This is a genomic window from bacterium (genome assembly GCA_036524115.1).
Lineage (GTDB): Bacteria > JAUVQV01 > JAUVQV01 > JAUVQV01 > DATDCY01 > DATDCY01.
Genome location: DATDCY010000358.1, coordinates 1 through 12609 on the forward strand (window position 1 = coordinate 1; position 12609 = coordinate 12609).

Consider the following 12609-nt stretch of genomic DNA (forward strand, 5'->3'; position numbering starts at 1 on the left):
CGCGGGCCTGGCGCACGGCCTCCGCGTCGAGGTCGACGCCGAGCACCCGGGCGCCGTGCGCGGCCGCCGGCAGCGAGAGGTTGCCGAGGCCGCAGCAGAGATCGAGCACCTTCGTCCCCGGGCGCGCCTCCGCCATCTCGAGGGCGGCGGCGACCAGCGCGCGGTTCTGCTCGAGATTGACCTGGGTGAACGTCGCCCCGGTCGTCACCAGGGCGTCCTCCCCGGGGCCGAGCGGCAGGGCGAGGGGGGCGGCGGACGGCCCGCCCGCGTCGATCGCGACGCCGGCCGCGTCGCCGGCAGCGCGCAGCGCCAGTTGCAGGGCCGGCGGCAGATCGAGCGGCGCCCCGCCAGGCTCGCTGACGGAAAGGCGCACCGCGGCGCCGTCCCAGCCGGTGTCGGCGCGGACCTCGCTTCCGGCGGGGATCGTCCCGCGGCAGGCGCGCATTGCGGCCGCCAGCGCCGCCAGCGCCGCGTCGAGCGAGGGGTGGAGCACCGGGCAGGAGGCAACGGGGACGACGCTGTGCGAACCGGCCCGGAAGAACCCGAGCACGACGTCGCCCCCTGCGCGGACCGCATGCAGCCGAGCGCGGTGCCGGTAACCGTACTCGCGCGGCGAGGGGATGACGGCCGGCACGGGCGGCGGCTCGAGACGGCCGATGCGCCGCAGCGCATCCTCGACGACCGCACGCTTGGCGGCCAGCTGCGCGCGGTAGGCGACGTGCTGCCAGGCGCAGCCGCCGCAATCGCCGAAGAGCGGGCAGGGCGGCTCCACGCGGTCGGGCGAGGGGACCACGACCCGGAGCACCCTGGCCCGGCAGTATCTGCTGCGGTCCTCGACGATTGCGGCCTCGACGACGTCGCCCGGGGCGGCGAGCGGGACGAAGACCGCCTTGCCGCCGATGTGCCCCACGCCGTCGCCGCCGCCGGCCAGACGCTCGATGCTTAGGGTCTGCCGCCCCGTGCGCGCGTGTCCATGCCGTTCCCGCCTCACGGGTCGATTCTAGCGGATCGGGCGCAGCATCTCCCGGCTGGTCCGCCGGAGTCGATGTAGTATGCTCGGTCAAGGAGGCGTCGGCATGCCGGATCAGGCGGAAGGAAGCAAGCTCGCGCGGTTGGAGGCGGCGCTCGCGGCTACGGGCGGCTGCCTCGTCGCCTACTCGGGCGGCGTCGACAGCACCTTCCTGCTCGCGGTCGCGCGCCGCGCGCTCGGCGATCGCGTAGTCGCTGCGACGGTGCGCACGCTCGTTCACGCGCCCGGCGAGGCCGAGGAGGCGCACCGGCGGGCGCAGGCGCTTGGCGCGCGGCACGAGACCATCGACCTCGACCTGGATGCGCACCGCGAGGTGCTGGCCAATCCGCCGGACCGGTGCTACCTCTGCAAGCGCCTGGTCTTCACCGCCCTGCGCCGCCGCGCGGACGAGCTGGGACTGCCGGTCCTCGCCGACGCCACCCAGGCGGACGACCTGGGCGAGCGGCGTCCGGGGCTGCGCGCGCTGCGGGAGCTGGGCGTCGCCAGCCCGCTGGCTGAGGTCGGGCTTGGCAAGGCCGAGATCCGGGCCCTGTCGGCGCAGCTCGGCATCGAGGGCGCCGACCGGCCGTCCGCGCCCTGCCTGGCGACGCGGGTGCCGTTCGGCGAGCCGATCACGCGGGAGCGGCTCGCCCGCGTCGCGGCGGCGGAGCACGCGCTCGCGGGACTGGGGTTCGCGGCGCTGCGGGTGCGCGACTACGGCGAGCTGGCGCGGATCGAGGTGCGAGCCGCCGACCTGGAGCGGGCGGCCGGCCCGGCGCTGCGGTCGCGCATCGTGGAGGCGCTCCGGGCCGTCGGGTACCGCTACGTGACGCTGGACCTGGAAGGCTATCGCACGGGGAGCATGGACAATGCCGGAGACGCGCCATGACCCCGGAGCCTGCACCGGAACAGGAAGGAGCAAGGCCCATGAGCACCGATTACGAGATCATCATCATCGGCGGCGGCCCCGCGGGGCTCACCGCGGGCATCTACGCCGCGCGGGCGCGCCGCAAGACGGTCCTCCTCGAGAAACACGGCACCGGCGGCCAGATGGCGCTGACCTGGGAGGTCGAGAACTACCCCGGCGTCGAGAAGATCAACGGCTACGAGCTCGGCCAGCGCATGGAGCAGCAGGCGCGGAGCTTCGGGCTGGAGATCCGCAGCGCCGACGTCACCGGCATCGCCTCCGCCGCCGGCGTCCATCGCGTCGGCACCAGCGAGGGGGAGCTGACCTGCCGCGCTCTCGTCCTGGCTGCCGGCGCCCGCCACAACCGGCTCGGCGTTCCCGGCGAGGCGGAGTTCACCGGGCACGGCGTGTCGTACTGCGGCACCTGCGACGGCGCCTTCTACCAGGGGGTGCCGGTGGCTGTGGTCGGCGGGGGCGACACGGCGCTCCAGGAGGCGCTCTTCCTGACGCGCTTCGCGAGCCGGGTCTTCCTCGTGCACCGCCGCAACGAGTTTCGCGCCGCGAAGTGCCTGCAGGAGCGCGTCGCCGCAGAGCCGAAGATCGAGCCGGTGCTCGAGTCAGTGGTGGAGCGGATCGAGGGCGGGGCTGCGGTGACCGGGGTCGCGTTGAAGAACGTGAGGACCGGCGCCGCGAGCCACCTCGCTGCGGAGGGGGCCTTCATCTTCGTCGGCACGACGCCGAACACGGAGTTCCTCGCCGGTTTCGTCCCGCTGGACGCGCAGGGCTTCATCCCGACGACGCCGAACCTCGAGACGCCCGTGCCGGGCGTGTTCGCCGCCGGGGACTGCCGCGTCAAGGCGCTGCGCCAGATCTCGACGGCGGTCGGCGACGGCGCCCTGGCCGCGACGATGGCGGACGACTACCTCTCGCAGTAGACGGCAAGTCAGCCAGCGACGCCTCGATCGCGAATGGGAGTGATTGCCGGTTGCGTCGGGGGTGATAGCGGCGATACCCGCGCCAGAGGGGGCGGAGCCCCCATGGAAGCGCCCGCGAGCGCGCTGGAGCGGTCGAATGCAGGGATCGGGCGCTGATGGGCCGTTCTGGGCGGTCTGTGCACTACGCGTGGGCGATCGTTGTCGGCGGGACGCTGACGACCTTCGCCGCCCTCGGCCTCGGCCGTTTCGCGCTCGGGATGCTGCTGCCGGCGATGTCGGCCGACCTCGGCCTCGGCTACGCCCGCATGGGCTGGGTCGGCACCGCGAACTTCGTCGGGTACCTGATCTCGGTGCTCGCCAGCGGCGTCGTGGCGGCGCGCATCGGCCCGCGGCGCATGGTCGTCGCGGCGCTTGCCGTCGCCGGGCTTTCCCTTGTCGCCCTCAGCCGCGCACGCTCGCTCGAGGCGGTCCTCGTGCTCTACTTCCTCACGGGGCTCGGGAGCGGCGCGGCCAACGTCCCGGTGATGTCACTCGTCGCCGCCTGGTTCGGCAGCCGCTCGCGCGGGCGCGCCGCCGGCTTCATCGTCAGCGGCAGCGGCTTCGCGATCCTGCTCTCGGGGTGGCTGATCCCGCTGCTCAACCGGCAGCATGGCGCCGGCGGCTGGCGCGCGAGCTGGTTCGCGCTCGCGCTGATCGTGCTGGCCGTCGCCGTGATCGACGCGATCGTGCTGCGCGACCGCCCGGCGGACAAGGGGCTGGAGCCGCTCGGGGGCCCCGCGGCGGCGTTCGAGCCGCCAGCCCACCACCCGCACGGCATCCGCGGGGTGCTGCGGCGCGGCGCCCTCTGGTACCTCGGCCTGCTCTACTTCCTCTTCGGCTTCACCTACGTGATCGCCGCCACGTTCATGGTCACCTCGCTCGTGCGCGACCGCGGCTTCCCCGAGTCGGTCGCCGGCACCTTCTGGTCCGCGGTCGGCGCGCTGAGCCTGCTCTCGGGGCCGATATTCGGCACCCTCTCGGATCGCATCGGGCGCCGGGGCGGCCTGGCGATCGTCTTCGGCCTGCAGGCCCTCGCCTACGCGCTCTTCGCCTCCGGGCTGCCGGGGTGGTCGCTCGCCCTCGCCGTCGGCTGCTACGGCGTCACCGTCTGGAGCGTGCCCTCGATCATGACCGCCGTCGCCGCCGACCTGGCGGGCCCGCGCAACGCCGCCGCGGCCTTCGGCTTCATCACCTTCATCTTCGGCCTCGGCCAGATGGCGGGGCCGGTCGTCGCGGGGGTCCTCGCCGAGCGCTCCGGGCACTTCGCCTCGAGCTTCGCGCTCTCCGCGGCGCTGGCCGCGCTGGCGGCCGGGCTGGCGCTGCTGCTGCGCGTCGGGCACCGATCGGGAGCGGACCGGCCCGGAAGGGACTGACGCGGGTCCGGACGCGCCCAGGCGCCCGCGCATACCGCGCGCCCAAGGCGCTTTGTGCTATTCTGACCCGACGCACTGACATTGCGAGGTTGATACGATGCGCAGCGACCTGATGAAGAAGGGCGTCGAAAAGGCGCCGCACCGCTCCCTGATGAAGGCCGTCGGCCTCACGGACGAGGAAATTGCGCGGCCGCTCGTCGGCATCGCCAACTCCTGGAACGAGATCGTCCCCGGGCACACGCACCTGCGCGACATCGTCGACGCGGTCAAAGCCGGCGTGCGCCTCGCCGGCGGCACGCCGCTGGAGTTCGGCGTGATCGGCGTCTGCGACGGCCTGGCGATGAACCACCTCGGCATGAAGTACTCGCTCGCCAGCCGCGAGCTGATCGCCGACTCGGTCGAGGTCATGGTCACCGGCCAGCCCTTCGACGCGCTGGTGCTCGTCCCCAACTGCGACAAGATCATCCCCGGGATGCTCATGGCGGCGCTGCGGCTGAACATCCCGGCGATCGTCGTCTCCGGCGGGCCGATGCTCGCCGGCCGCCGCGGCGGCAAGGCGGTCGACCTGATCTCCGTCTTCGAGGGGGTCGGCGCGGTGAAAGCGAAGAAGATGAGCGCCGCGGACCTCGCCGAGCTGGAGGACTGCGCCTGTCCGACCTGCGGCTCCTGCTCGGGGATGTTCACCGCCAACTCGATGAACTGCCTCACCGAGGCGATCGGCATGGGCCTGCCCGGCAACGGCACGATCCCCGCGGTCACCGCGGCGCGCCGGCGTCTCGCCAAGAAGGCCGGCATGCAGGTCATGGAACTGCTGCGGCGTGACATCCGGCCGCGCGACATCGTGACGAAGAAGGCGATGGCCAACGCGATCGCGGTCGACATGGCGCTCGGCGCCTCCTCGAACACCGTGCTGCACCTGCCGGCGATCGCGAAGGAGGCCGGGTTCCGGCTCGACCTGGAGACGTTCAACAAGGCCGCCCGCGCGGTGCGGCGCCTCTGCGACATCTCGCCGGCCGGGCCCTGGCACCTCGAGGACGTGGACGCCGCCGGCGGCATCCCGGCGGTGATGGCCGAGCTGGCGAAGGGCGGGCAGATCAACCGCTCCACGATGACGGTGAGCGGCAAGCGCACCGGCGAGTTGCTCAAGGCCGCGAACCTGCGCGACCCGGAGGTCATCCGCCCCTGGGACAAGCCTTTCGCGAAGGAGGGTGGCCTTGCGGTGCTCTTCGGCACGCTGGCGCCCGGCGGCGCGGTGGTCAAGCAGTCGGGCGTGGCGCCGGAGATGCTCCGGCGCACGCTGACGGCGCGCGTCTTCGACAGCGAGGAGGCGGGCTCGGCGGCGATCCTCGGCGGGAAGATCCGCAAGGGCGAAGTCATCGTGATCCGCTACGAGGGCCCGCGCGGCGGCCCCGGCATGCGCGAGATGCTCGCGCCGACATCCGCCGTCGTCGGCATGGGCCTGGGCCTCGACGTGGCGCTCGTGACCGACGGCCGCTTCTCCGGCGGCACGCGCGGCGCGGCGATCGGCCACATCTCGCCCGAGGCGGCCGAGGGCGGCCCGATCGCGCTCGTGCGCGACGGCGACCGCATCGAGATCGACATCCCGGCCCGGCGCCTCGATCTGCTGGTCGGCGATGCCGAGCTGGCGAAGCGGCGCGCGGCCTGGAAGGCCCCGAAGCCGAACGTGACCACCGGCTATCTCGCCCGCTACGCGCGGATGGTGCGCTCGGCGGGGACGGGCGCGGTGCTGGAGGACTAGGGCCTCGCACGAGGGGACAGAGACATTTCCTCCTGAAATCCATGCAAAGAGGCGCTCGAGCTTGCAGAAAATAGATCCATCCCCCTTTTCGGAGCCGGCTCCCGCGGCGAAACCGGCCGCCAAGCGCGCGGTGCGGACCCCGGCGCCGCTGCCGTCCGCCGAAGCGCGCGAGGAGCGCAAGCTCGTCGAGGGCTGCCGCCGCGGCGACTTCGACTGCTTCGAGCGGCTCGTCGGCCGCTACGAGAAGAAGATCTACAACCTCGCGCTCCGGATGCTGCGCGACCCCGATGACGCGCGCGAGGTCCTCCAGGAGACGTTCCTCAAGGTCTACGACAACCTCGAGAAGTTCCGCGGCGAGGCGCACCTCTCGACCTGGATCTACCGCATCGCCATGAACGAGGCGCTGATGCGCATCCGCAAGAACAAGCACCGGCCGCGTCCGCTGGAGATCACCGACGAGGACGGCGAGAGCCGCCAGATCGACGTCGAGGACTGGGCGCCGGTGCCGGTCGAGCGGCTGCTGACCAAGGAGCTGGGCGGGGAGCTCGACCGCGCGATCGCGCTGCTGCCGGAGGACTACCGCGGGGCGTTCCTGCTGCGCGACGTCGAAGGGCTCTCGAACGAGGAGATCGCGAAGGCGATGAAGCTGTCGGTGCCCGCGGTCAAGTCGCGCATCCATCGCGCGCGGGTCTTCCTGCGCAACGAGCTGGCCCCCTATCTCATCAAAAAAAAACGTGGCAACTGAGCGCCTGAAGCCCTGCAATACGCCGGAGTGCCGCCGCATGCGGGCGCTGCTCTCGGATTTCCTCGACCACACCCTGCACTGGCGCGCCGCGCGCGCCCTGCAGGCGCACCTGTCGGCCTGCCCGCCGTGCGCCCGGTTCGTGGTTTCCGTCGAACAGACGATCGTCCTCTACCGCGAGCGTCCCGTGGTCGACGTGCCCCCCGCGGTGCGCGGGCACCTGCGCGAGTTGCTGCGCGAGCGGCACGCGGCCGCGCCGAAGAAGAGCCCGAGCCGCTGCGGTCTGAAGTCGTCGCCGGCGACGCCCGCCAAGGCCCGGCAGGGCCGCGGAAAGCGTCCGGCGAAGAAACCCGCCGGAAGGTCCTGACGCTCCCGAGGGCGCCCGGCATCACCATGGACTGGGGCAGGGTTTCGCTCGAGCTCGCGGCGCTCGGCGCCGACTTCCGCGACGGCGTCCTGCACATCCTGCCGTACTTCCTGGTCGGGGTCCTCCTCGGCGCTTTCATCCGGACGTACAAGTTCCACGTCCGCCTGCGCAAGCGTCTGCCGGTCTTCGGCTCGTGGGCGGTGGTCGCGGCGACGCTGATCGCGGTGATCAGTCCGCTGTGCGCCTGCGGCGTGCTGCCGATCATGGTCTCGCTCGTCACCTCCGGGGTGCCGCTGGCGCCGGCCATGGCGCTGCTCGTGACCTCGCCGCTGATGAGCTTCGAGGGCTACGCCGTGACGGCCGGCCTGCTCGGCCCGGCGTGGGCGAACGCCAAGCTCGTCGCGGCGATCTTCATGGGGCTGTGGGCCGGGCTCATCACCCACTTCGTGACGCGCCGCGGGGGCTTCGCCGTGGAGGAGATGTTCCGGGGGAAGGTGCCCGAGGGCGACATCCACGACCCGGACTGCGACCACCGGATCGCCTGCAATTGCCCGGACCGCTGGTCGAACCGGGTGGGACGCCGCCACCCCAGCAAGTTCGTCATCTTCTGGGCGAAGGCGCTGGAGTTGCTCTGGGCGGTCGGCAAGTACACGCTGCTGGGGATCGTCATCGAGGTCCTCGCCGAGCGCTACGTCCCCTCCGACTGGGTCGCCGCGGTCTTCGGCTCCAAGGCCTGGTACACGCCGGTGCTCATCTCGCTCTCGGTCGTGCCGCTGCACCTGAACCAGTTCACCGCCGCCGGCATCCTCTTCGGGCCGGTGAACATCCTGGAGCGGCTCGGGCAGGACGTCTCCTGGAGCGCGGGGATGGCCCTGCTCGTGGGCGGCCCGGTGACCGCGCTGCCGGCGATGGGCGTCTTCCTGTCGCTCTTCAAGCCGCGCGTCTTCTGGCTCTACCTCGGCATCTGCCTCACGGGCACGCTCATCGTCGCCTACGTCTCCCAGCTCCTCCTGGGGTAGCAGGCCGCACTTCGTCCTGCGGCCTGGGGCGGACTTGTGTTGGCGAAGGGGTGGCGCGAAGCGGGGGACCCCCGCCGCACGGACCGAAGGGAGTACGGTGGGGGTGCGCAGCGACAGGACCCCGAAGCCAGCACGGTCTTCAGCGCATGCCGCACTTGACGGCGGCGGCGCCCCGGGACTACTCTCTGCATCCTCCGCGGCCTGTCTGCGGACGATCACCGGGAACGTAAGGAGACGCGGATGAAGGAACTTGCGGAAGGCGGACTGGAGCAGCAGGGCGGACACGTCGCGGTCTGGTTCGACCAGCAGGAGGACACGGTCGTCGTCCAGTGCGACTTCGTCGACCTGAACTTCTACCGGGACGACTTCATGGACCTGGTCGAGGTGCTCAAGGAGGCGGCCGACCGCCTCATGCTCGAATCTCCCCCGGAACTGTAAGCCCGGCTCGTCTCGGAGGCTCTTTTCCGCCCTGGCGGCGGCGGCCTCCTTGCACCGCGCGAGCCAGCGAGTGCGGTGAAAACAACGTGCGGCGTACAGCAGTACGCCTCCTCGCAAGCTTGCGTCCTGCCTTGCCAGGACGAAGAATAGCGCTCCGATACGGAGCCGGGCAGCTTGAGCCCCGTTCGATTCACAGGCAATGGCTCTCTTCCGCCCTGGCGGAGCCGGCAGCCGGAAGAGGCTAGCAGTCGATCTCGGTGCGGGCGTCGGCGTTGAAGATGCGCACGACCGTGCTGGGACAGATCCCGCGCAGATTGTGCGCGGTGGCGATCGCCAGCTCGGCGAGGTCCGGCCCGTCCTCCCTGCCCTTGATGTGAATCTGCACCCGCGGCGAGAACCCGAGCAGCGCAAGGATCTCCGGGTAGTAGGCGCTCTTGCCCCAGACCACGTAGATCTTGAGCTGGCTCGAAGGGCTGGTGAAGATTCCCCCCTGGCTCGATTCGAGGAAGCCGGAGGACTTGAGGGCGGAGGCAGCTTCGGCGGTGGTCGCGTCCGTGTAGATGACCCGCGTGTGACCCATCGCCTCGCGTGCCCCTCCTCTTGCCGGGTGGAAACTATAAGCCCAGCGCGGCGCACGAAGCAAGCCCCGGGGAAGGGCGCCCGCCAACTCGCGGCATCCCCACGGCGGGGTTGGTGCCGTCGGGGGCACATCGGTCCCCTTCGGCGGTCCCGGCGGGCGCTGCCGGTCGCCGCGTCATCCTCCCGGACCGCCCAAGCCGGCGCAATTACGGCCGGCACCCGGAGTGGCACCGCTCTTGCTCGCGTCCCCGGCATGGAAGGGCGGGACGAGCGCGCCGGCGGGCACTACCGCGCCCTCGGGGTCCCGGCCGGCGCGACCCAGCTGGCGATCGAGAAGGCCTTTGCCGGCTGGCGCCGGCGGCGGGATGGTGGCCTGGCCGACGCGGACGCGTTCCGGCACGCCGAGGACGCGTACCACGTTCTCTCGGAACCTTCCTTGCGCGCCCGCCACGACCGGCAGCTTGGTCTCCATGCGCACCCCGCCTGGACCGGAGCTGGCGGGCGCGAGGCGGCGGCGCTCTGCCGGCGGGGCGTCTGGCACCTCTCCCGCGGCAGGCCCGAAACTGCGCGGCGGCTGCTGGAGCGCGCCGCGTCCATCGCCCCGACGGATCCCCTGGCCAGGAGTTACCTCGGTCTTGCCTTGGCGCGCACACGGGCGGACCTCCACGAGGCGGCACGGCATGGCGAGTTCGCCGTGGAGCGTCGCCCCGGGGAGCCGGCATTCCTCTTCAATCTCTACGAGGTTTACAGCGCCGCGGGCCTCACCGGCCGGGCACTGCGAGCGCGGGTGCTCGCCTGGCGCGCCGCTGCCGCCTCGCTCATCAGGGGACGCGACCGCCGGATATGACGGCTGTGTGACGAGGGTCACCGCACCTCGTTTCTCATCGGGATACGCTCCATTCGTTCGCCGCGGACGCCGGCGGTCGGGAGCCGCCGCGAGGCCACATCGGCGGACTGGGGGGGGAGATGGGTGAAGAAAGTCGTTTAAGGGTTGGGTCCAACCCCTTTGATGAAGCCCGGTTTTTCCTTCAATTTGTTGTTGACATGGGCGGGGGCGATTGCTAGATTCGGAGCCGGCACGGGGTAGGTGGGGGCCGTGCGTGGGTACCCTGGACTCCTTACAGAGGTGGACTTGAGCCATGGGGTTGTTTAAGTCCAAGGAAGTGGTCGGGGTCGATATCGGCACGCATTCCATCAAGGTGGTGGAGCTGCGGTGGTCCGGTAAATCCATCCAGCTGCAGAGCTTCGGCATCGCGCCCATCCCGGCGCAGTCCATCGTCGACGGCGCCATCCTGGACAAGGGCGCGATCGTCGATGCGCTGCAGGGGCTCTTGCGCGAGCAGAAGGTCCGGCGCAAGCAGACGGCGATGGGCCTCTCGGGGCACTCGGTCATCGTCAAGAAGATCAGCCTCCCCGAGATGACCGAGCCCGAGCTCGAGGAGTCCATCCACTGGGAGGCGGAGCAGTACATCCCCTTCGACATCGACGACGTCAACCTCGACTTCCAGATCATCGAGGGCGGCTCGTCGGAAGAGGGGAAGATGGACGTGCTGCTCGTCGCCGCCAAGAAGGACAAGATCGACGACTACACGGACCTGCTCATACAGGCCGGCCTCCAGCCGACCGTCGTCGACCTCGACGCCTTCGCCCTCCAGAACGCCTGGGAGATCAACTACGAGGTGGCGCCGGGGCAGAACGTCGCGCTCGTGAACATCGGCGCGGGGTTCACGAACATCTGCGTCCTGCGCAACGGCATGACCTCGTTCACCCGCGACATCTCGATCGGCGGGAACAACTACACCGACGCGGTCCAGAAGGAGCTCGCCATGAGCGCCGAGCAGGCCGAGCGGGTCAAGACCGGCGAGGAAGCCGCGCCGTCGCCCGAGGAGCTGCGCCGGGTGATGGACACGGTCAGCGAGAACGTCGCGGTCGAGGTGCAGCGCTCCTTCGACTTCTTCCGGGCCACGACCGCCGACCAGGACATCCACCAGGTCCTCCTCTCGGGCGGCAGCGCGAGGGTCGGCGGGCTGGACACCTTCCTCGCGCAGCGCCTGCGGACGCAGGTCGCGGTGTTCGACCCGTTCCAGAACATCAAGGTCAACCCGAAGAAGTTCGACCCGGACTACCTGAAGGAGCATGGCCCGGCCGCAGCCGTGGCAGTCGGGCTGGCCCTGCGGAAGGCAGGCGACCGATGATCAGGATCAACCTGCTCGCCCGGAAGGTCTCGAAGAAGAAGGCCGGCGCAATCCAGCACCTGGCCATCGGTGGCGCGGTGCTGTTGCTCCTCGTGGCGGCGCTGGCGTGGGTCTGGTTCGACCAGGCGGGGAAGCTGGCGAAGCTCAAGAGCGACATCGCCGCCCAGGAGGCCGAGAAGGTCCGCCTCAAGAACGTCAACGAGGAGAAGGCGAAGTTCGAGAAGGAGAAGACCGAGCTCGAGCGCAAGCTGGCGATCATCACCAAGCTCCAGAAGGAGCGGGTCGTCCCGGTGCACCTGCTCGACGAGCTGACCAAGATCATCGACATCGCCACGCCGATCTGGATCACGAACTACGCGTACACGCCGGCCGGGGTGACCATGGACGGCTACTCGCTCAGCCACGAGGCGCTGCGGCCCCTGGTCGACGGGCTCGAGAAGTCCCCGTACTACAAGGGCGTCGAGCTGCTGTTCTCCGAGCGCACCGATATGCAGGGCCGCGAGGTGTTCCGCTTCAGCATCAAGTCGGGCGTCGAGCAGCCCGAGTAGACCGGGAGGAGGCGGCAGATGGCGTCGGTCCTCGAGCAGTTCGAAAAGGTCCCCCTCAAGCAGCGGGGCCTCATCCTGCTGATCCTCTGCGCCCTCATCGGCGCCGGCTTCTGGTACCTGCTCTACAACCCGAAGGCGGCGCAGATCGCCGGCGCGAGGAGCCAGCTCGCGACGCTCTCGAGCGAGGTGCAGAACCTCCAGATCATCGAGGCGAAGAACAAGGAGTTCAAGCGGATGATCGCCGAGCTCCAGGGGCAGCTCGACCAGGCGCGCCAGCAGCTGCCCGGCGAGCGCGAGATCCCGCTGCTGCTCGAGCAGATCGCCACCTTCGGCAAGGAGGCCGGCATCGACTTCACCGGGTTCCGGCCCGGCGCCGAGGTGCCGAAGGACTTCTACAACGAGGTGCCCATGGCGCTGTCCATCCGCGGCCCCTTCCATAACATCGTCACCTTCCTCGACAAGCTCGGCCACTACCCGCGGATCATCAGCGTCCAGAACCTGGTCATGGGCAATGCGCAGGAGAAGGAGGGGTACCTGATGCTGACCTCCACCTGTACCGCGACGACCTATCGCTATGTGCAGGCCAAGTAGCCCCGCCGCGCTCGTCGCCGCCGCGCTCGTCGCGGCGCTGGTCCTCGCCGCGGACGCGGCGACCGCCCAGACCGCGCCGCCGCCCTCCGCCGCGATGGCGGTGAAGGC

Annotated in this window: 14 protein-coding genes; 12 read left to right on the top strand and 2 right to left on the bottom strand. The window is 70.8% G+C overall.

The genetic code is table 11. From position 1 onward, the window contains the following. Positions 1–991, bottom strand: a 991-nt coding sequence (locus VI078_17525) for a TRAM domain-containing protein (protein HEY6001088.1), incomplete at its 3' end; no start/stop codon positions are given. Positions 992–1076: 85 nt separating this feature from the next. Between VI078_17525 and larE the strand changes: the two genes are divergently transcribed. The 8 genes from larE to VI078_17565 all read left to right on the top strand — a co-directional run bounded on the left by larE (position 1077) and on the right by VI078_17565 (position 8588). Beyond that, positions 1077–1898, top strand: a complete 822-nt coding sequence (gene larE, locus VI078_17530) for an ATP-dependent sacrificial sulfur transferase LarE (protein HEY6001089.1) — start codon at positions 1077–1079, stop codon at positions 1896–1898. 38 nt (positions 1899–1936) lie between these two features. Next, complete coding sequence (trxB, locus tag VI078_17535; protein HEY6001090.1) at positions 1937–2851, top strand: thioredoxin-disulfide reductase; 915 nt, start codon at positions 1937–1939, stop codon at positions 2849–2851. A gap of 155 nt (positions 2852–3006) precedes the next feature. Then, positions 3007–4263: an MFS transporter gene (locus VI078_17540; GenBank protein ID HEY6001091.1), complete on the top strand. Its 1257-nt coding sequence runs from the start codon at positions 3007–3009 to the stop codon at positions 4261–4263. A gap of 97 nt (positions 4264–4360) precedes the next feature. After that, positions 4361–6022, top strand: a complete 1662-nt coding sequence (gene ilvD, locus VI078_17545) for a dihydroxy-acid dehydratase (protein ID HEY6001092.1) — start codon at positions 4361–4363, stop codon at positions 6020–6022. 130 nt (positions 6023–6152) lie between these two features. Further along, positions 6153–6767 (top strand): sigma-70 family RNA polymerase sigma factor, encoded by a 615-nt coding sequence (locus VI078_17550; protein HEY6001093.1) that lies wholly within the window; start codon positions 6153–6155, stop codon positions 6765–6767. A 37-nt stretch (positions 6768–6804) separates the two neighbouring features. After that, complete coding sequence (locus VI078_17555) at positions 6805–7131, top strand: anti-sigma factor (GenBank protein HEY6001094.1); 327 nt, start codon at positions 6805–6807, stop codon at positions 7129–7131. Positions 7132–7157: 26 nt separating this feature from the next. Next, a complete protein-coding gene (locus tag VI078_17560; GenBank protein ID HEY6001095.1) occupies positions 7158–8150 on the top strand; it encodes a permease in 993 nt (330 codons plus the stop codon). A gap of 240 nt (positions 8151–8390) precedes the next feature. Beyond that, a complete protein-coding gene (locus VI078_17565; protein ID HEY6001096.1) occupies positions 8391–8588 on the top strand; it encodes a hypothetical protein in 198 nt (65 codons plus the stop codon). Between the two features lie 241 nt (positions 8589–8829). Here VI078_17565 and VI078_17570 read toward each other — a convergent pair whose 3' ends face one another. Further along, a complete protein-coding gene (locus VI078_17570) occupies positions 8830–9168 on the bottom strand; it encodes a hypothetical protein (GenBank protein ID HEY6001097.1) in 339 nt (112 codons plus the stop codon). A gap of 252 nt (positions 9169–9420) precedes the next feature. On the opposite strand from VI078_17570, the gene VI078_17575 reads away from it, so the two are divergent. From VI078_17575 to pilO, 4 genes are all read left to right on the top strand, one after another. After that, positions 9421–10014 (top strand): hypothetical protein, encoded by a 594-nt coding sequence (locus VI078_17575; GenBank protein HEY6001098.1) that lies wholly within the window; start codon positions 9421–9423, stop codon positions 10012–10014. Between the two features lie 292 nt (positions 10015–10306). Continuing rightward, complete coding sequence (gene pilM, locus VI078_17580) at positions 10307–11362, top strand: type IV pilus assembly protein PilM (protein HEY6001099.1); 1056 nt, start codon at positions 10307–10309, stop codon at positions 11360–11362. Next, a complete protein-coding gene (locus VI078_17585; protein HEY6001100.1) occupies positions 11359–11910 on the top strand; it encodes a PilN domain-containing protein in 552 nt (183 codons plus the stop codon). Before pilM ends, VI078_17585 begins: the two co-directional genes overlap by 4 nt. Before the next feature lie 18 nt (positions 11911–11928). Beyond that, positions 11929–12501, top strand: coding sequence for a type 4a pilus biogenesis protein PilO (pilO, locus tag VI078_17590; GenBank protein HEY6001101.1), 573 nt, complete (start codon positions 11929–11931; stop codon positions 12499–12501). Positions 12502–12609: the final 108 nt, after the last annotated feature.

Excerpts from the sequence above, each read along its gene's own strand:
- larE (HEY6001089.1), top strand. The coding sequence starts at position 1,077 with ATGCCGGATCAGGCGGAAGGAAGCAAGCTCGCGCGGTTGGAGGCGGCG.
- trxB (HEY6001090.1), top strand. The coding sequence starts at position 1,937 with ATGAGCACCGATTACGAGATCATCATCATCGGCGGCGGCCCCGCGGGG.
- VI078_17540 (HEY6001091.1), top strand. The coding sequence starts at position 3,007 with ATGGGCCGTTCTGGGCGGTCTGTGCACTACGCGTGGGCGATCGTTGTC.
- ilvD (HEY6001092.1), top strand. The coding sequence starts at position 4,361 with ATGCGCAGCGACCTGATGAAGAAGGGCGTCGAAAAGGCGCCGCACCGC.
- VI078_17555 (HEY6001094.1), top strand. The coding sequence starts at position 6,805 with ATGCGGGCGCTGCTCTCGGATTTCCTCGACCACACCCTGCACTGGCGC.
- VI078_17560 (HEY6001095.1), top strand. The coding sequence starts at position 7,158 with ATGGACTGGGGCAGGGTTTCGCTCGAGCTCGCGGCGCTCGGCGCCGAC.
- VI078_17565 (HEY6001096.1), top strand. The coding sequence starts at position 8,391 with ATGAAGGAACTTGCGGAAGGCGGACTGGAGCAGCAGGGCGGACACGTC.
- VI078_17570 (HEY6001097.1), bottom strand. The coding sequence starts at position 9,168 with ATGGGTCACACGCGGGTCATCTACACGGACGCGACCACCGCCGAAGCT.
- VI078_17575 (HEY6001098.1), top strand. The coding sequence starts at position 9,421 with ATGGAAGGGCGGGACGAGCGCGCCGGCGGGCACTACCGCGCCCTCGGG.
- pilM (HEY6001099.1), top strand. The coding sequence starts at position 10,307 with ATGGGGTTGTTTAAGTCCAAGGAAGTGGTCGGGGTCGATATCGGCACG.
- VI078_17585 (HEY6001100.1), top strand. The coding sequence starts at position 11,359 with ATGATCAGGATCAACCTGCTCGCCCGGAAGGTCTCGAAGAAGAAGGCC.
- pilO (HEY6001101.1), top strand. The coding sequence starts at position 11,929 with ATGGCGTCGGTCCTCGAGCAGTTCGAAAAGGTCCCCCTCAAGCAGCGG.